The sequence below is a fragment of the Micromonospora sp. DT4 genome, from assembly GCF_049841675.1.
GTDB lineage: Bacteria > Actinomycetota > Actinomycetes > Mycobacteriales > Micromonosporaceae > Micromonospora.
In genome coordinates this window covers 64,925-83,171 of sequence record NZ_JBNCKT010000003.1, presented here as the reverse complement: position 1 = coordinate 83,171, position 18,247 = coordinate 64,925, and the positions used below count along the sequence as shown (strand labels likewise).

Below are 18,247 nucleotides of genomic sequence, written 5' to 3'. Positions count from 1 at the left end.
GCGACGGGCGAAACCGGCCCTCAGTGTGCCGTCCGTACGCGGATGGCTTCAAGCGCCGCTTTGCGTGGCGAACTCACGTATCGGCAAAAGTCGACGTGCAACTTGCATGAAGCACGTCACTGATGCACTCTGTCCGTATGGCACGGATCACTCAGCGTTTCGGTCCGCTCTCCGGGCGTGGTGACCCCACCGACCCTGGACAGTCGGACGGCACGCGGGCCCGGCCAGCGACACCCGGACCTGCCCCCGGGTAAATGACCCCACCGCTGCAAGCCAGCTGACTGCGGCGGTGGGCGCGGTTCCCGGCAGCAGTCAACAGGTGATGGTCGGGTGGCGGCACGCCACCAGCGTGTACGGCCCGACCACCACCAGCACCAACCGGCCCACGAGGCACAATCCCGTCACCGGGCCGTGACATCCCAGACCAGTCACCCGCCGGCACGCCGCCGGCTTACCCTCCCCAGGAGCCCATGTGCTTCCCCGCTCCGGTGACGTTCTGCACGTGACTCGCGCGGCGAGTGTCCAGTTCCTCAGACCGATCATGTTCCGGGTGATCCGGGTGCTGGACTGGCCGACGTACGACGGTTGGCTCTGGCTCGACGGCTACGAGCTCAACGCCGCCGGCGACGCCGTCAACCGACGGTCGATCTTCGTACAGCGGGAAGGGCTGCAACAGGTGCAGGCCGCACCCGTGCCCCGCCCGCACACCGTACGGACCCGGCGACCCGTTGCCCGTACGCCGGTCAGAGTCGGCTGACCAGCGCGATCCGCCGCGGGTAGGCGTGCCGTCGCCATAGAATCGGTACGCCCACCCCGGCACCGTTCCACCCGCACGTCCAGGACCCTGAGCCTGGGATGGTCATGGTCAATCAGCCCGCCGTGCGGCGGCACCACCGCTGGAGTATCACCTACACCCTCGGACTGCTCGCCCTCCTCGGAGCCGTGACCACCATCGTGGTCCTGGTCCGCGATCCGGCGTCGTCCTCCACCCGGCTGGCCGTCCCGGTGCCGGCGCCGGAGATCACCGTGGTCGGCTCCTCCCCGCCAACCGACGAGTACGGCTGGATCGGCGCCGACGCCCCCGAGGGGTACGTCGAGGCGACCGCCCCGGCCGCCGGTACCGGTGCTGGCGGTCAGGCCGACGGCCGCCAGGACCTCGCCGACGCGACGCCGACCGGGCACGCCGCCACCGACGTACGCCGCTCGCTCTTCTGGTCCGGGATCTTCGGCCTCACCATCTCGCTCGCCGGCCTCGGCCTTGTCGGCACCCGCCGCCGCATGTGGTGAGCGTCGGTCACGGGGTGGTCGTCGCCGTCGGGCTCAGGCTGGTCTGGCCGGTCTGGCTGGCCTCCGGCGAGGGCCGGGCCTGCGAGATCACCACCTGCACCTCCTCGTCGGTCCGCACGAGGGTGCCGGCAGCCGGATCGGTCCTCACCACTGTCCCCGGCGGCAGTTCGGACGGGCGGTACACCACGCGGTAGCTCAGGCCCAGCCGTTCCAGCAGCCGCTCGGCGGTCGACTGCGGGAGCCCGATCAGCGGCGGCACCGGTATCTGCGCCTCCTCGGTGGTGGCCGCCGGGCTGCTCGGCGTCGCGCTGCTGGGTGCCGCCGACGTCGGGGCGCTGCTGCTCGGCGGCGCGGTGGCGCTGGCCGTCGGGGCGGACGGCGTGGCCGGGCCGTCGGGGTCGTCCTCCCGCGCGCTCAGCACCACCCACAGGGCCGCGCCGAGCAGGGCGGCGAGCAACAACGCGAGTACGCCCCAGAGAATCGGCAACCACCACCGCCGGCCGCCCTGCTCCTCCACGTACCAGTCCGTTGACGGTTCGGCCGGGCGAGGTGCCCGTACCTCGGCCCGCCCGGACCACGACGGCGGCATCGATCGCTCCACCGGCATCCGGGCCGTCCGGTCACCCGGCGACACGCCACCACCCGACGCCGCCCGGTCGATCGGCATCGTCTCGTCCGGCGACGCGGTGGGTTCCGGCTGCTGCGGGCGGCCGCCGCTGGCTGGCGGCAGAGGGCGGGTCCGGTCGTCGTCGGGTGTTCCGGCGGGCGGCTCCTGGCGGTCGTCGCTCATGGCACGTCCTTTCCCGAACCGGGCGGACGCCCTGGCCCTCGACCGTCAACCTAACCGCCCACGTCGACATCGGCCGGTATCGGTGGCGCGAACCGCCTGCTGCCGGCGGGTCGGGGGTAGGTCGGGTCGGTCAGGGGGTGGGCTTGGCCCCCGGCTGGCTCGGCGGGGCCGCCGCCCCGCACCAGATGCTGACCTCGTCGTTCCAGCGGGCCGGGCCGTCCTCGGCCGGTTCCTGCTGACTGACCTTGCCGCTGCGCCCACTGCGGTAACGCGGGTAGAGCCCCTCCTCTACCAGCTCGTCGGCTGCCTTGGCGCAGGCGTCGCCGACCACGTCCGGCACCTCGGCGGCGGGCGCCGGACCGGCGATCTGTAGCTGAACCGTGGCGCCCCGGGTCACCGTGGCGCCCACCGGCGGCGAGGTGCTCTCCACCGTGCGCCCGATGCCGGCACCGAAAACCAGACGCCAACCCAACCGCTGCTTGCGCAGCATTTCGCGCGCCTGCACGAAGTCGGTCCCGATCACCGGAGGTACGGTCAGCCCGGCGCCCTTCGTCGTGGAGGCGGTCGTCCGGGGAGCGGACGGTGTGGTCCGACCGGTGCTCGGCCGAGACGAGGTGGCCTCGTCGGTCGGCGTACCGGTCGCCGTGGCGACCGCCTGTGGGTTCGCCGGAGATTCGTCGTCCTCGCCGGCCAGCAGCCACCCACCGGTGGCGCCGACCACGGCCAGGAGCACCGCGACCAGTCCGCCACCGAGCAGCACACCGGCTCGGTTCCCACCGCCGCCGGATTCCTGCCGACCCGTGTTCGCGTCCGTCATACCGTCCACCGCCTCATCACCGGCGACCGTACCGTTCGCCGCCCATCACGTTGTGCCGACGGTCCATACCGGCGGGTCACTACGACTCGCCGCACCGACGACGGGACGTTACGCTGCCCGGCATGGCCAGACGGGGCTGGGGAGTATCGATCGTGACGGCGGTCGGGGTCGCTGCCGGCGCGGGCGCCGCGCAACTGGGCTTCGGCTACGGGCTCGGCGTCATCACCTGGACGCCCACCGGGGCCGGGGCCAACGGCACGGCCTGGGCCGACGGCCTCGCCTGGGCCGCCTGGCTCGCCGCCAGCTCGACAGTGCTGGGTGCGGTCTGTGCGCAGAAACTGCACCAGCGTGCCGTACCGACCGACCCGCCGACGACCGACGCCGCACCGACCACCGTCACCGCGGCCGAGGCTGACCTGCCGCCGCCGACGGCGCCCGAGCGGCCGACGCGGACCGAGGGCGCCGACGCGGCGCATGAACGGCAGGTCGTGGCCGTCGATCGGCCGGCACCGCTGCCTGACGAGCGCGGCGGCCTGTTCCGCAGGCTGTCCCTGGCGCTCGGCGCCGGGCTCGGCGGCCTGGTCACCGTACTGCTGGTCGCCGTACCGGCTCGGGTCGCCGTGGGTGCCGACACCGGGGCGCCGCAGGGCGTCGCGGCCCTGCACGCGGCGCTGGGAATCCTGATCGGCGTTCTCGTCGCGCTCTGGGCGCTGCGCTCCCGTACCGTCGCGTTGAACATCACCGCGACGGCCGCCTGGCTGTGGCTGCTCGCGGTGGTCTCGGTCGTCGACGGGGTACGCGTCGGGCGCGGGCTGACCGGCGCCCAACTCGGCACGTGGCAGCTCGACCCGGACCACGCGCGGTACTGGATCGGGGGCCAGATCTACTGGCCCGGCGCGCTGCTGGCGCTCGTACCCGCGCTCCTGATCGGTGCCCTCACCGCCCGGGGCGCCGCGCGGTCTGGCGGGCATCGGGTCGGCGCTGCGGCCTCCGGCGCGGCCGGCCCGCTGCTCGTCGCACTCGCCTACCTGACCACCGTGCCGCGTTGGGCGACCCCGGGGCCCGCACAGTTCTCGACCCAGCTCATCGCCCCGTACGCGGTGATCGCCGGCGTCGGCGGCTCGATACTGGTCGCCCGGCTCGCCGAACGGGCCGGCCGCCGACGTGCCGCCGACCGAGGACCGACCGCCCCGGCCGGCGAGCCCGAACTGGCGTCGGCCACGACGGTCGACCAACCGGAACCGACGTCGACCATGTCGACCGGACACCGCAGACCGGCGTCGGCTCCTGCGGCCGGCTCACCTGAACCGGCGTCGACCTCTTCGGCGGATTCCGCCCCGGCCGCGGGGCTCGACCCGACCTCGCGCCCGACGCCCACGCGGGAGGGTGAGGCGGACGGTACCCGGCCGGGACGCCGAGCCCGCTCGGTGAGCGACGCCGCGACCGGTACGGCAGCCCGCCGCAGCAGGACCGCCGCGGCACCGACCACGCCGGACAGTCAGCCGGACCACGCGACCACCACCGAACCCCGCGTCCCCGCCCCACGCCCCGCCCCGGACGCAGCAGCCCCAACCGACACAGCAACCCCCCACCGAGCACGCCCACCCCGCCGCCCCAGCACCTAGCCCCACACCCACCCCAATCCGATGATCATGAAGTTATTCACGACACGCCGAAGCGGGTGGCAACAACTTCATGATCGACAGGGTGAGAGGCCCGGGGGTGGGGTTGGGTTAGTCGACGGGCCAGGTGTGGACTGGTTCGTTGGTGCGTTGGAGTTCCGCGTAGCGCTTGACCATGTGGTGCAGGGCTGCCGGGCGGTCCATGCCCCGGTGTCGCTCGGCCGACCAGACCGCCTCGGTCTGCCAGACGGAACCGTTGCGGCCGGTACGGCAGCGCTGCTCGATGATGCCGAGGAGCCGGTCCCGCTGCGCCGCTGCGACACCGAAGCCGTCCAGTCCGGTCGCTGCGACGGGCAGTAACTGGTCCAGCACGAGCTTGGGGACCGACACGTCACCGATCCGGGGCCAGTGCAGCACGGCGTCCAGACCCCGCCGGGCCGCCGAGTGGAAGTTCTCCTCGGCCGAGGAGAAGGTGAGCTGGCTCCAGATCGGTCGGTCGGCCTCGACCAGACCACGGACCAGTCCGAAGTAGAAGGCCGCGTTGGCCAGCATGTCCACGACGGTCGGGCCAGCGGGCAGCACGCGATTCTCCACCCGAAGGTGCGGACGGCCGTTCATGATGTCGTAGACCGGGCGGTTCCAGCGGTAGACCGTGCCGTTGTGCAGCCGCAGCTCGCTCAGCTGGGGCACTCCGCCGGCGTGCAACACCTCCACCGGGTCCTCGTCCTCGCAGATCGGCAGCAGCGGCGGGAAGTACCGGACGTTCTCCTCGAAGAGATCGAAGATCGAGGTGATCCAGCGCTCGCCGAACCAGACCCGGGGACGTACGCCCTGGGCCTTGAGCTCTTCCGGGCGAGTGTCGGTGGCCTGCTTGAACAGGGCGATCCGGGTCTCGGCCCAGAGTTGGCGACCGTAGAGGAAGGGCGAGTTCGCCCCGACCGCCACCTGCACTCCGGCGATGGCCTGCGACGCGTTCCAGTAGCCGGCGAAGCTGTCCGGCGCGACCTGGAGGTGGAGCTGGAGACTCGTACAGGCCGCCTCGGGGGCGATCGAGTCGGTGTGCGTCCGCAACTGCTCGACTCCACGGATGTCGAGCTCGATAGCCTCGCCACGGGCGCCGACGATCTGGTCGTTGAGCACCCGGTAGCGCTCGTTGGTGGAGAGGTTGTCCTCGACCAGGTGCCCCTCGGTGAGAGTGGGCAGGATGCCGACCAGGACGATCTTCGCGTCGGACTTGGCGGCGCGCTCGTCGGCCCGGGAGAGGCTGCTGCGCAGGTCGTGTTCGTAGTCGGCGAACCCGGCGCCCTCGATCAGCCGGGGCTCCGCGTTCAGCTCCAGGTTGAACTGCCCCAACTCGGTCTGGAACAGCGGATCGGCGATCTCGGCGAGAATCTCCTCGTTGCGCATCGCCGGCTCGGCCGCCGAGTCGACCAGGTTCAGCTCGATCTCGAGGCCGGTCATTGGCCGGTCGGCGTCGAAACCGAAGTCGTCGAGCATCAGGGCGAAGACGTCGAGGCACCGCCGGACCTTCTGCCGGTAGCGGACGCGGTCCTCCCGGGTGAAGGCGCCCTGCGAGACGTCCCTGCCCATGTATGTCCTCCCGACAACCGGCGCGGTCGGGATCCTGCCGTCCCGGAAAGCGCATTGTGAACCATCAACGGTACGAGCGCTCACCTGGCCAGAGCCAGAGGCCGGCGATGGTGATCCGGCGCCGGCGGGAGCGGATGCGCTCGTGGCGCCATCTCTACCCCGTCGTCACCGTGCGGGATCCCACGTCGGCAAGAACAAGTCGTGACAATTCACACGTGCTCGACACGGACGACGCCGGGCCCGCGCCGACGTACGGCGCGGGCCCGGCGTACCGGCGATCCGTGGGATCAGGCCTGGCGGACGCCCTCGCCCTCGATCTCGATCTTGATCTTCTTGCCGACGAGCACGCCACCCGTCTCCAGGGCGACGTTCCAGGTCAGGCCGAACTCCTCGCGGTCGATCTCGGTGCTCGCGGCGAAGCCGAAGATGTCCTGGCCGAACGGGCTGCGACCCACGCCCTCGAACTCGACCTTCAGCTCGACCGGACGGGTGACGTCCTTGATGGTCAGCTCACCGTTGAGCACGAACTCGTTGCCGCTGCGGGACTTGACGCCAGTGCTGCGGAACTCCAGGGTCGGGTGCTTCTCCGCGTCCAGGAACTCGGGGCTGCGCAGGTGCGCGTCCCGGTCGCCCTGGGTGGTGTCGATGCTGGCAGCCTGGATGGTCGCGACGACCGAGGAGTGAAGCGGGTCCTCGGCGATCGTGATGGTGGCGGTCGCCTCGTTGAACTCACCGCGGACCTTGCTAACCATCATGTGCCGGGCGACGAAGCCGACCCGCTTGTGCGCCGCGTCCAGCACGTAGGTGCCGGCTGCCGGGATGGTGAGACCGTCCCAGTCGCGGGTAACCGCGTCGATGCTGCTGGTCATGACTGGTCCTCCAGAAGATTGTTTAGTAGCCCAACGGCTGCTTAAGCAAATATAAGCGCAACAACATTCCCCGTGTCAAGCACTGGTAGCATTGACGAGTGACCAACGTGTTCGATGACCCCCGGATCACCGCGGTTGGCCTTCTGTACGAGGCCCACGCCGGGCTCTCGGCCCGGTTCGCCGCCCAACTCGAGGAGCACGGCCTCTCTCAGGTCGAGTTCGAGGTGATTACCCGACTGACCCGCTCGCCGGGCAACCAACTGCGGATGACCGACCTCGCCGCACAGACCTCCCTGTCCACGAGCGGGGTGACCCGCGTGGTGGACCGGATGGAACGCGACGGGCTGCTCACCCGCCGAGCATGCCCCAACGACCGTCGCAGCTCGTACGCGGTGGTCACCGCGTCCGGAATGCAGCGGCTCGACGAGACGCTGCCCGGACATCTACGGATCATCGAGCAGTGGTTCACCGGCCAACTCGAACCCGAGGCGCTGGCGGCGCTGCTCGACGGCCTGCGACGAGTGCGGGACGCAGTCCATCCTGGTGCCACCGCCGGCAGCACCGAGCAGGAGATGACCGACGACTGCGACCCGACCTGACCGTCGGCCCCCAAGGGAAGCGTTCGGGCCACACTGGCAGAAAGACCGGCAGAACTGACCTTGCGGACCGGACACCTCACCGCCGATGGCGCCGCGGGCCGTGGCCAGGAAGGCCGCCCGGATGGTCGACAGTGACCGCTCCAGGATTGCCGGGGACTCGTGTGCTCCGGTGGGGTCAGAGACCCAGATCGCGGGCAATGATCATGCGCTGCACCTCGCTGGTGCCCTCACCGATCTCCAGAATCTTGGAGTCCCGCCAGAACCGGGCGACCGGGTACTCGTTCATGAAGCCGTAGCCGCCGTGGATCTGGGTGGCCTCGCGGGCGTTGTCCACCGCGATGGTGCTGGCGTGCAGCTTCGCGATGGCGGCCTGCCGCTTGAACGGCTCGCCGGCCAGCATCCGGGCGGCCGCGTCGTAGTAGGCCAGCCGGGCGGTGTGCGCCTTCAGCTCCATGTCCGCGATCTTGAACTGGATGGCCTGGTTGTCGCCGACCGGTCGACCGAAGGCGTGCCGCTCCTTCGCGTACTTGATGGACTCGTCGACGCAACCCTGGGCGAGGCCGACGGCCAGCGCGGCGATGGCGATCCGGCCCTCGTCGAGGATCCGTAGGAACTGGGCGAACCCTCGACCGCGCGTACCGAGCAGGTTGGCCGCTGGCACCCGACAGTCGTCGAAGGTCAGCTCGTGGGTATCCGAGGCGGTCCACCCGACCTTGGAGTAACCGGGGGCCACCGTGAATCCGGGCGTGCCGGTCGGCACGATGATCGTCGACAGCTCCTTCGAGCCGTCCGGGTTGGTGCCGGTCACCGCGGTGACGGTCACCATGGCCGTGATGTCGGTCCCCGAGTTGGTGATGAACGCCTTCGAACCGTTGATCACCCACTCGTCGCAGTCCAGCACGGCGCGCGTCTGCGTGCCGCCGGCGTCCGAGCCGGCGCCCGGCTCGGTGAGACCGAAGCCGGCAAGCGCCTCGCCACTGAGCAGCCGGGGCAGCCAGGTCGCTTTCTGCTCGTCGGTGCCGAAGCGGTAGATCGGCATCGCGCCCAAGGAGACGGCCGCCTCCAGCGTGATCGCGACGCTGGAGTCGACCCGTGCCAACTCCTCCAGCGCCAGGCACAGCGCGAAGTAGTCGCCGCCCATCCCGCCGTGCTCCTCGGCGAAGGGCAGGCCGAACAGGCCCATCTTGCCCATCTGCCGGATCACCTCGTACGGGAAGGTGTGCTGCTCGTAGTGCTCGGCGATGACCGGGGCGACCACCTCGCGGGCGAAGTCCCGCACGCTCTCCCGCAGCGCCGCTTGTTCGTCGGTGAGCCGGAAGTCCATCTCATCCTCCTGGTGGGGACGGTCCGCCGGGCGCTCGTGACGCCGAGACGGGTGGCTGTGCGGGTCAGACCGGGTTGATGCCGTGCCGGCGTCGGGAGAAGTGCCGATCCTTCGTACGCGCCGCCGCGAACCGGCGGACCAGCTCTGTACGCAGGTCGTGGGGCTCGACGATGGCGTCCACCACCAGCTCGCTGGCGAGCCGGACGACGTCGATGTCCTGCTCGTACTCGGCCCGCTTGGCGGCCACGAAGGCGGCCCGCTCGTCCGCGTCCTCGATCGCCGCGATCTTGTTGGCGTAGACGGCGTTCACCGCGGCCTCGGCGCCCATTACGGCGATCTTCGCGGTGGGCAGCGCGATCGTCGCGTCGGGCTCGAAACCGGGGCCGGCCATCGCGTACAGGCCCGCGCCGTACGCCTTGCGGACGACCACGCAGATCTTCGGCACGGTCGCCTCGGAGATCGCGGTGATCATCTTGGCGCCGTGCCGGATGATGCCCTGCTTCTCGACCGCGCTGCCCACCATGAAGCCGGGGACGTCGCTGAGGAAGAGCAGCGGCACGTTGAACGCGTCGCAGAGCTGCACGAACCGGGTGGCCTTGTCGGCCGAGTCGACGAAGAGCACGCCGCCCTTGAACATCGAGTTGTTGCCGACCACGCCGACGACCTGGCCGTCGAGGCGACCGAAGCCGATCGTCAGCTCCTTGGCCCACAGCGCCTGGATCTCGAAGAAGGAATCCTCGTCGAGTAGGCCCTTGACGTACCGTCGCATGTCGAACGCCTGCCGCTCGCTGGCCGGCACGAGCGCGGCCAGGTCGGCCTTGGCGGGCGCGGCGACCGCCGGCGCGGCCGGCGGCGTCTGGGTCCAGTTCGCCGGCAGGTACGACAGGTAGGTCGTCACCACGTCGAGCGCGTCGGCCTCGGTCTTGCAGAGGAAGTGCCCGACACCGGACTCGGCGGTGTGCACCTTGGCCCCGCCCATCGCCTCCAGGGTGGTCTTCTCGCCGGTGACCATCTCGACCATCCGGTCGGAGCCGAGATACATGCTGGCGTTGCCGTCGACCAGGGCGACCACGTCGCAGAACGCCGGGATGTACGCCCCACCGGCGGCGCTCGGGCCGAACAGCGCGCAGACCTGCGGGATCGAGCCGGAGGCGCGGACCTGGTTCCAGAAGATCTTGCCGGCGCCACGGCGGCCGGGGAAGAGGTCGACCTGGTCGGTGATCCGGGCGCCGGCCGAGTCGACCAGGTAGACCATCGGCACGCCGGCGCCGTAGGCCCGCTCGATGATCCGGATGATCTTCTCGACGGTACGGGCGCCCCAACTGCCGGCCTTCACGGTGGAGTCGTTGGCCATCAGGCAGACCTGCCTGCCGTCGATGGTGGCGGTGCCGGTGACCACGCCGTCGGCGGGCAGACCTTCGGCGAGCGCGTTGGCGTAGAGGCCGTCCTCGACGAAGGAACCCTCGTCGACCAGCAGCGCGACACGTTCGCGGGCGAAGAGCTTGCCCTTGGCCTCGTTGGCCGTGTGGTATTTGTCCGCGCCGCCGGACCGGGCCCGCTTGCGCAGTTGCTCCAGCGCCTCACCGTCGAGCGTCACGCCGACTCCCTCGCCCGTGCTGACCTGAACGATCGTTAGGCTATCGCATTCGCGCACCCTCCGACGACCCACGACCGACCGACGCTCCTTCAAACGAAACATTGAACCCGTACCCGAGCAGCGCCGAGGCGAGCCGGGTGAGCAGCCTCTTCGCCGGCACCCTCAGCGCCACCGAGCGCAGCGCCAGCCGCAGCGCGGACATCTTCCGTGACAGCTGGCCGAGCGTGCTCACCCCGGTGAGCTGACCGACCTGGCACGTGGAAGGGGCCGGCGAGTTCGCCGGCCCCTTCGTCGCGTCCTCAGCTCGGCATCGGCGTCAGCCGCGTGCGCGGGCCCGCCCGCAGCACGCCGGAGGGCAGCGTCTTGCCGAGCAACTCCTCGGCCAGTTCGGCCGCCTCGATCAGGGCGGCCAGGTCGATACCGGTGTCGATACCCATGTCGTGCAGCATGTGCACCGCCTCCTCGGTGGCCAGGTTGCCGCTGGCTCCCGGCGCGTACGGGCAGCCGCCCAGACCACCGACGCTGGCGTCGAACTCGGTCACCCCCAGCTCCAGCGCGGTCAGCAGGTTGGCCAGCGCCGTACCCCGGGTGTTGTGGAAGTGCAGCAGCACCGGCACGTGCGCGTTGCGGTCGCGTACCGCGGTCAGCAGCTCACGGACCCGGCGCGGAGTGGCCATGCCGGTCGTGTCGCCGAACGCCACCCGGTCCGCGCCGTCGCTGACCACGCGGTCGACGATGCCGGCGACCCGCACCGGGTCGACGTCCCCCTCGTACGGGCACCCGAAGCTGGTCGCCACGATCACCTCGACCCGCGCGGAGGCCCCGTGCAGGAGGTCGATCAGCTCGGCGATGTCGTCCAACGACTCGTCGGTCGGGCGGTTGACGTTCCGGCGGTTGTGCGTGTCGCTGGCCGACACCACCACCTCGATCTCGGTGAACCCGGCGGCCAGGGCCCGCTGCGCGCCCCGGGTGTTCGGCACCAGCGCCGAGTACCGCACCCCGTCGGCCTTCGTGGCCCGCCGCCACACCTCGTCGGCGTCGGCCATCTGCGGAATCGCCTTCGGGTGCACGAACGACACCGCCTCGATCCGGCGGACGCCGGTGGCCGAGAGCGCGTCGAGCAGCCGCACCTTGGCGTCGGCGGGAATCGGCTCCTCGTTCTGCAACCCGTCGCGCGGCCCAACCTCGCGAATCAAGACGGAATCCGGCAAGCCGGCCAAATGGTCACCTCACTGTGACGAGAGCAGTACTGGGGGTCCTCCCAGGATGCCACCCTCGGCGAACAGAGAAGTTGATCAAAAGACTTGTGTCCACCAGGGAAGACGCGGCGTCGGGGTTCGTGACGTCGGCTGGGCGCTGCCCCAGAACCTGCGCCAGCCAGACAAACAGTGCCCCCGGGAACTTCCGTAGAATAGTCCACCGCTCGACCTGAAATTTGCTTCATTAACCGTTACCGCTCGGGTGGTTGCGGCCGTTTCGATGCTACGCCCACCAAAGGCCATCTGAACGACCGACGGCTCGATGAGGAGGCACAGGTTGATAGATACTGCTGTCACGGGCTGCGCCGAACAGGCGACGACATGGGTGAAGTCGGGGTGGTGGATCACCGTCGCCGGAGTTCCTGTGCCGGACGCGGTGCTTGATGCGCCGTCTATTCCGGGAAGCCATTTGGTCTATATCGATCCGGCAGCGATAGGTTCCAGTCTGGTTGCCGACTTGCTACGTAGCCAGCCGCCATCTGTGATCGCAGCGATGGTGTATGTGCCGTTGGGGCTCGAGCCCGATCTAGCCGCCATGGCGGAACGCGCTGACCAGCTCCGCCTGCCCGTCCTCGTTACGCCTCCGGAGTCGCTCGACCTGGACGCGTCGCGAGTTCGGCCATTTGAGGCCTACGGCGAGACTGAGGCCGTGCTCGTGTGGCCGACCACGCACCTGGTGGACACGCTCTTCCCTCGACATGTCCCGGCTGAGGCGTCGTCGGTGGCCGGACCAGACCGACGGATCACACAGTTCCCCCGATCCGAGGCCAACTCTTCTGCCGTGATTCCGTCCCGATTCGACAACGACGAGGAAGCACGCAGGGCCTACTCGTGGCTGGCGCATGTCAATCCGGATCACTCGAGCACCAACTGCGTGCTCACCGCGATCGTGTCCGACATGAACGCCGGGAACTCGGACATCGATTGGGCGGCAGGGGCCGCAGACGTGGAGTACGAGGCGCACCTAGTCAACTACCAGCGGCAACAGTTGGGGCTACCGGACGACGCAATACCACCGGTGTACCGGACCGACGTGCAGGCTGCCCGTGCGGCAATGCAGGCCGCGCCACTCGGATCACGAGCAATACTGCTTGTCCGTGACCCGGCGCTCGAATCCCTCGGGGCTACGTCCCACGCCTTCAATGTGCTGCACGACGAGCACGGAGTGGTCTTCCTCGACGGACAACAGGGCGGCCTGGCCCGAATCCCAGCCCACCCCGGGGAACAATTCCTCCTGCCCCTGACTGCACACATTCCCGCACCAGCCGAAGCCGAGTGGGTCGCCCCCGGCGTTCTCGACGGCGTGGCGGCAGGCCTCGGCATCGAGGCCGAACGTGAGGCGATCGTGGTGCCGGCGAGCCCTACCGACGGTAATAAATTAGTCGCGACTTGGCGCGCGAGAGCCGACGGACGAATTCTCATGTTCACGAAGCTTGATAAACGGAGCTATTTCGAAAGCATCGATGGATACTTGCACACGAAGCGCGACATTCCCCAGGACGCAAAGCGGCACCGTTTCTGGATCATCGAGGATGTTACCATTCCGACGGTGGTCTACCCCGACGGCGACGTGGGCCGCCCCGACTGGAACCCAATAAGCCAGGAACTCAAAGCTGTGGCCGAGCGGCTTGGTCGGGTGTCACTGTGGCGGAGAGGGTCGATCGAGGAAAGCACGGCCATCGAGAAGATCTATCCACCAGAGGCCGGATGGGAAATTGGGGAGGATTTTCAGCGCGCCCGAGTCCTCATCGCCCGCCCAAACACAGGGGATTACATTCAGTGGACTGTGGACGTACCGCTTGGTGACGGGGTCGATCTGGCGCAATGGCTTCTCAAGGAGGGCCGCACCTATTTGCCTTCGGCTCACCGCATACTTCGCGAGGGCATCGCATTCGGCCGCCTAATCGCTGCCCATTACCTCGATGTGAAGCCCGCAGACGTCGAACGCTATCGGCACGAACCTGGCGTCGCAGAGCTCTGGGATTTCATGACCCACGTCTACACACATGCCTCCGCCGTTTCCTTCCACGTCAACAGGCGTTTTCCTGACGTTCAGGGTCTAGCGAAGAACAGGTTGGCGATCGCACTACGAAACCCGTTGACCGCCGTCCGCGCAGCCCTGCCGGCACCAGTGCGCGGGTACCTTGAATACGCCGCCACGACGATCAAGGAACAATGGGCCAAGCATCGCGGCTTCAATTTGAGGGAAAAATATCCGCCCGATAGCTGGACGCCGGAACTCCGATCCGGAAGCCTCCTCGATTGCCAGCTCGAAACAGATACGATCGTTTCAATCGGCGACTATCTCGACAATGCACTGCTCGCACGACCAGCGAAGCCAATCGACCAATGCGCAGCCCTCGGCATCAATAGCGGAGGGAGTAACGAAAGTTTCAAGGAGCTCTACAACAACGACGGGCGGTTGAAGGACACTGCGGTCTACGAGATCCGGAACCTTCTTGACTCTGCCCTGTCGCACGAGCAGATGAATGCGCTTCGACTGGAGCTCATCAATCAGCTGCGCGACACTCGGAAAGCTCGAGAGGAGTACGAGCGCGGCGAGGGCTTACCGCACGGCACCGGGCCGGCCGAACGGGCCCCCTGGATCAATCTTGCGAATGACCTTGCGCACCTCGTCGAGGCGTTGAACCAACCCGTGTGGCGCGACAATCTCGAGCCGGTCGGCCAAGAGCTCCTGAGGGCGATCTCCCGGCGACTTGGAGCCCTCACCCTGGGCTTCGAGCACCAGGGGTGGCGGAAATCACTCGCCGTCATTGATGGGAGACTGGGCCGGCTGCGGGAGCTTCTCGGGCGGACGCATGCGGGCAACAACAGGTTGAGCGAAATGTTCGAGCGGATTGACCGAATCGCGCTTCAGTCAGCTTCGATAGCCACCCTATCCAGCCGGCAGAGAATCCTCGCCGGATATCTGTTGCCTGCGGCAGCGCAGCCGAACGGGTCAGGGGAGTCGCTGCTGCATCTGCTCGCCGAGCACCCGGCCGACACCAACCGCAAGCTGGCAGACAGTCGACCCCACGAACGCATGGTGACCTCGGCCATACTGAGTGAACTCACCTCGCCCGTATGGGGCCGCACCTTCGTCATTCTCCCCACCACTACGGCTCAGCGACTCGTTGATGGAGAACGCTTCCTTCTGTGCGGTCAACATGAGGACTTTAACGAAATACCAGCCGGACACTCAGTGGTTGTCGTGGATTCGTTCAGTCGAGTCATTGCATCCTCCCAGCCGGAATCTAGGTTCATTCTTCCGTCAGACGGATCGATCGCCTTGAAGCAGTACTGGCCGAACGTCGCCCATTTCCGGTACGAGCATCCTACCCAGATGGCCACGCTAGAGAGGCTACTGCCCGACGGGATGCTAGAAGACGCGTTGCTGCCGCCACGTAGCCGCCGGTCGGATCGTGTCTATTGGGTCGGCCACGCACCGCCGGGGGGAACCGAAGCGAATATTCGCGAGGCGTCCCAAGAATTCGCCGGTCCGGTCATTTTCGTAGGTGCCTACAGGCGCGGTGCCGAGGCTGCCGCCAGACACGTACGTGACGTTCGCCATCTGGCGCAGCTTTTCGCCCTCAAGCAGCAGCAACCAGTTGTGGTGACCGACGCAAAGATTTCTCCGGCGCTGCAAGCAGTCTCGGCGGCGTACGGCTTCAGCATCCTGCACCTCGCTGTCAGCCCAGCCAAAACAAGCGACGGTCTGGCAAGTCTGAACCTCGACCCCTTCTGGCGACTGACTGGGGGCGACGGCACCAACACGGACCTGGCGACCACCTTCGCTGCATGGTTTCTCACAAGCGCAGCCAAATCTGTCAAGCCGGCAGAGAAAACGCCCAGCTGGGCGGTCGGTGGACTACTCCTCGCGTCGAACAAAGCCGCGAAGCTCGAGGCGCTCGCCGAATTTGGGAAACAGCTCACCAGCGAGTCGGCCGTCAACGAGCTGGCGGAGATCACCAAGCAGGTGGACAACGATCTGTGGTTCCGTAAGTTCACGCCGCTGTTGGGCGAGCTCGGCAAGCAGGGGAAGGCCGAATTCGTCCTCGACTTCCAGGAACTGGACGACGCCGACGCGACGAGACGCACCCGCCTGTTAATAGGCGAGCAGGGTCGGATGATAGATGCTGATCTGCGTGAAGGGCTCATCAAGGACTCCTTCGGTGATGATGAGGCTACCGGAGCAGCCACCGCACTGCGTGCGGTAGACCTCATGTTCACCGATGGACTGTCGGCTGCTGTGCATTACGTGCGGAATCACTCCGGCCGACTGCACAATGCTGATAAGCAGCATTGGGTCGACGCGATTCGGGACCTCTCAAAAGACCACAAGGACAGGTCCTCCGCATTCCTCGAGCTGGCCCAAGAGATTCTCAACTGCCAACCCCCTGGCCAGCCGAGGACCGCTCGTTCGTGAACTCGATCAGCGCATGCGGGAGACGATGCCGGTGTCGTAGGCGCCCGAAAGGAACTCCGCATTCTTCAGGAGGTCGATGAAGAAAGGAAGGTTGTTCTTGGGGCCCTCGATCTGGAAAGCGATCACCGCCGCCCGGGCCCGTTCGATCGCCTCGCCGCGGGTTGCGCCACCGACGATCAGCTTGGCCAGCAGACTGTCATAGAACGGGGTCACCGTGTTGCCGGCGGCGTAGCCGGAATCAATCCGCACGTCCTCGCCGGTCGGCTCCACCCACGTCCTGATCACGCCGGGGCCGGGCAGGAACCGCTTCGGGTCCTCGGCGTTGATCCGCAGCTCGATGGCGTGCCCGCTCGGCGCGAGCGCGTCCGGGTCGAACGTCGGGGCCAGCCCGGACGCCACCCGCAACTGCTCCTCGACCAGGTCGATCCCGTAGACGTACTCGGTCACCGGATGCTCCACCTGAAGGCGCGTGTTCATCTCCAGGAAGAAGAACTCGCTCGTCGAGGGATCGAGCAGGCACTCGACAGTGCCCGCGTTGCGGTAGCCCACTGCCTCGCCGGCCCGGACCGCCGCCGCCAGGAGGCGCGCCCGCAGCTCCGGCGATACGGCCGGCGACGGAGACTCCTCGACCAGCTTCTGGTTGCGTCGCTGCACCGAGCACTCCCGCTCGCCGAGCGCCACCACCCGGCCGTCGGCCAGGCCGAGGATCTGCACCTCGACGTGGCGTACCCGGGGGAAGTACCGCTCGATCAGCACCGAGCCGTCACCGAACATCCGCTCCGCGAAGGCGCGCACCTTGTCGTACTCGGTGCGCAGCGCGGCCTCGTCGGCGGCCACGCCCATGCCCATGCCGCCGCCACCGGCGGCGGCCTTGACCATCACCGGGTAGCCGATCTCGGCGGCGGCCGTCACGGCCGCGTCCAGGTCGGCGGCCGGATCGGTGGTGCCGGGCGCGACCGGCACGCCGGCCGCCGCCATCAGGTTCCGGGCATTGATCTTGTCGCCCATCGCGGTGATCGCATCCGCGCCGGGTCCGACCCAGATCAACCCGCTCGCCGCGACGGTACGCGCGAACTCGGCGTTCTCCGACAGGAAGCCGTAACCGGGGTGGATGGCCTGCGCGCCGGTCGACTTCGCGGCGGCCAGGATCGCCTCGACGTTGCGGTAACTCTGCGCCGGGTTGGGCGGGCCGATGAGAACGGCCTCGTCCGCCTCGACGACGAACGGCAGGTCGGCGTCCGCCTCCGAGTACACCGCGATCGCGCGGATGCCGAGCCGCTTGGCGGTCCGGATGACCCGGCGGGCGATCTCGCCCCGATTGGCGACCAGCAGTGACTCGATCATGTTTCCTCCCGGCGTCCGGATGTTGGGACGATGTCAGGGAATCATGACCGGCGCACTTCTGACGAGTCGGATCAGGCGAGCAGTGCGGCCAGGGTCGCTCCGCGCAGCAGCTCGGCACGTCGGCGCCGATCCACCTCGCCGCCGAGGAACGGGGTCGAGTTCATCAGGCCGAACGCGGCGTGCGCCAACACCCGCGCCTCACCGTCGGGCATGCCCGGGTGCAGCGCGGTCAGCACCGTCACCCACTCCTCGACGTACATCCGCTGCAGGCGGCGGATCCGTCGGCGCGGCTCCTCCGGCAGGCGGTCCAGCTCGTGCAGGTGCAGCGCGATCACCGCTGGGTTGGCCAGCGCGAACTCGACGTGGAAGTCGATCAGCGACTCCAGCACGGCGCGCGGGTCGTCCGGATGCCCGGCGGCGCGCTCCCGGCCGCCGGCCAGCAGCCCCTCGCTGACCGGGATCAGCGCGGCAGCCAGCATCGCCTCCTTGCCGGCGAAGTGGTGATAGAGCGCCGGACCGGTCACCCCTGCCGCCGCGCCGATATCGTCCATCGACACACCGTGATAGCCACGGGCGGCGAACAGACCGACCGCGATCTCCAGGATCTCGTCCTTGCGGGACCGACGCCGGCCCGTACCCGCCGCACCCCGCGCCTGCTGCTCCACCGTCACCAAGCAAGCGTAGACCGCGAGCTGAGAACGGTGGGGCGACGGTTACCGGGCG

At 68.5% G+C, this 18,247-nt stretch carries 15 protein-coding genes; 6 read left to right on the top strand and 9 right to left on the bottom strand.

Annotated features, from left to right (window positions below; translation table 11 throughout):
* Window positions 1-289 precede the first annotated feature (289 nt).
* The 3 genes from ACLQ24_RS02260 (at window position 290) to ACLQ24_RS02250 (ending at window position 1,287) form a co-directional block, all read left to right on the top strand.
* Window positions 290-415, top strand: a complete 126-nt coding sequence (locus ACLQ24_RS02260; protein WP_425888727.1) for a hypothetical protein — start codon at window positions 290-292, stop codon at window positions 413-415.
* A gap of 57 nt (window positions 416-472) precedes the next feature.
* Window positions 473-757, top strand: a complete 285-nt coding sequence (locus ACLQ24_RS02255; RefSeq protein ID WP_355242798.1) for a hypothetical protein — start codon at window positions 473-475, stop codon at window positions 755-757.
* Window positions 758-861: 104 nt separating this feature from the next.
* Window positions 862-1,287 carry a hypothetical protein gene (locus tag ACLQ24_RS02250; protein ID WP_425888726.1) on the top strand — a complete coding sequence of 142 codons (426 nt, stop codon included), beginning with the start codon at window positions 862-864 and terminating at the stop codon, window positions 1,285-1,287.
* A 7-nt stretch (window positions 1,288-1,294) separates the two neighbouring features.
* On the opposite strand, the gene ACLQ24_RS02245 is transcribed toward ACLQ24_RS02250, so the two are convergent.
* Together ACLQ24_RS02245 and ACLQ24_RS02240 are read right to left on the bottom strand one after the other, a co-directional pair.
* Complete coding sequence (locus tag ACLQ24_RS02245) at window positions 1,295-2,077, bottom strand: PASTA domain-containing protein (protein ID WP_425888725.1); 783 nt, start codon at window positions 2,075-2,077, stop codon at window positions 1,295-1,297.
* A 130-nt stretch (window positions 2,078-2,207) separates the two neighbouring features.
* Window positions 2,208-2,894, bottom strand: coding sequence for a PASTA domain-containing protein (locus ACLQ24_RS02240; RefSeq protein WP_425888724.1), 687 nt, complete (start codon window positions 2,892-2,894; stop codon window positions 2,208-2,210).
* Between the two features lie 122 nt (window positions 2,895-3,016).
* Between ACLQ24_RS02240 and ACLQ24_RS02235 the strand changes: the two genes are divergently transcribed.
* Window positions 3,017-4,519, top strand: coding sequence for a hypothetical protein (locus ACLQ24_RS02235; RefSeq protein WP_425888723.1), 1,503 nt, complete (start codon window positions 3,017-3,019; stop codon window positions 4,517-4,519).
* A gap of 108 nt (window positions 4,520-4,627) precedes the next feature.
* On the opposite strand, the gene ACLQ24_RS02230 is transcribed toward ACLQ24_RS02235, so the two are convergent.
* Complete coding sequence (locus ACLQ24_RS02230; RefSeq protein ID WP_425888722.1) at window positions 4,628-6,106, bottom strand: glutamate--cysteine ligase; 1,479 nt, start codon at window positions 6,104-6,106, stop codon at window positions 4,628-4,630.
* A 287-nt stretch (window positions 6,107-6,393) separates the two neighbouring features.
* Complete coding sequence (locus tag ACLQ24_RS02225; RefSeq protein ID WP_425888721.1) at window positions 6,394-6,975, bottom strand: YceI family protein; 582 nt, start codon at window positions 6,973-6,975, stop codon at window positions 6,394-6,396.
* A gap of 98 nt (window positions 6,976-7,073) precedes the next feature.
* Between ACLQ24_RS02225 and ACLQ24_RS02220 the strand changes: the two genes are divergently transcribed.
* Window positions 7,074-7,574 (top strand): MarR family winged helix-turn-helix transcriptional regulator, encoded by a 501-nt coding sequence (locus ACLQ24_RS02220; RefSeq protein ID WP_425888720.1) that lies wholly within the window; start codon window positions 7,074-7,076, stop codon window positions 7,572-7,574.
* A 175-nt stretch (window positions 7,575-7,749) separates the two neighbouring features.
* Here the strand turns inward: ACLQ24_RS02220 and ACLQ24_RS02215 are convergent, their stop codons facing one another.
* From ACLQ24_RS02215 to ACLQ24_RS02205, 3 genes are all read right to left on the bottom strand, one after another.
* Complete coding sequence (locus ACLQ24_RS02215; protein WP_425888719.1) at window positions 7,750-8,898, bottom strand: acyl-CoA dehydrogenase family protein; 1,149 nt, start codon at window positions 8,896-8,898, stop codon at window positions 7,750-7,752.
* A gap of 64 nt (window positions 8,899-8,962) precedes the next feature.
* Entirely contained in the window at window positions 8,963-10,495 is a 1,533-nt protein-coding gene (locus ACLQ24_RS02210; protein WP_425888718.1) for an acyl-CoA carboxylase subunit beta, read from the bottom strand.
* 299 nt (window positions 10,496-10,794) lie between these two features.
* On the bottom strand, window positions 10,795-11,706 hold the full coding sequence (locus ACLQ24_RS02205; RefSeq protein ID WP_425888717.1) for a hydroxymethylglutaryl-CoA lyase: 912 nt from the start codon (window positions 11,704-11,706) through the stop codon (window positions 10,795-10,797).
* Between the two features lie 325 nt (window positions 11,707-12,031).
* Between ACLQ24_RS02205 and ACLQ24_RS02200 the strand changes: the two genes are divergently transcribed.
* The gene (locus tag ACLQ24_RS02200; RefSeq protein ID WP_425888716.1) at window positions 12,032-16,180 is read left to right on the top strand and encodes a toxin glutamine deamidase domain-containing protein; all 4,149 of its coding nucleotides are present in this window, start codon (window positions 12,032-12,034) and stop codon (window positions 16,178-16,180) included.
* Window positions 16,181-16,186: 6 nt separating this feature from the next.
* Here the strand turns inward: ACLQ24_RS02200 and ACLQ24_RS02195 are convergent, their stop codons facing one another.
* Together ACLQ24_RS02195 and ACLQ24_RS02190 are read right to left on the bottom strand one after the other, a co-directional pair.
* Window positions 16,187-17,524 carry an acetyl-CoA carboxylase biotin carboxylase subunit gene (locus ACLQ24_RS02195; protein WP_425888715.1) on the bottom strand — a complete coding sequence of 446 codons (1,338 nt, stop codon included), beginning with the start codon at window positions 17,522-17,524 and terminating at the stop codon, window positions 16,187-16,189.
* 71 nt (window positions 17,525-17,595) lie between these two features.
* Window positions 17,596-18,195 (bottom strand): TetR/AcrR family transcriptional regulator, encoded by a 600-nt coding sequence (locus tag ACLQ24_RS02190; RefSeq protein WP_425888714.1) that lies wholly within the window; start codon window positions 18,193-18,195, stop codon window positions 17,596-17,598.
* Window positions 18,196-18,247 lie beyond the last annotated feature (52 nt).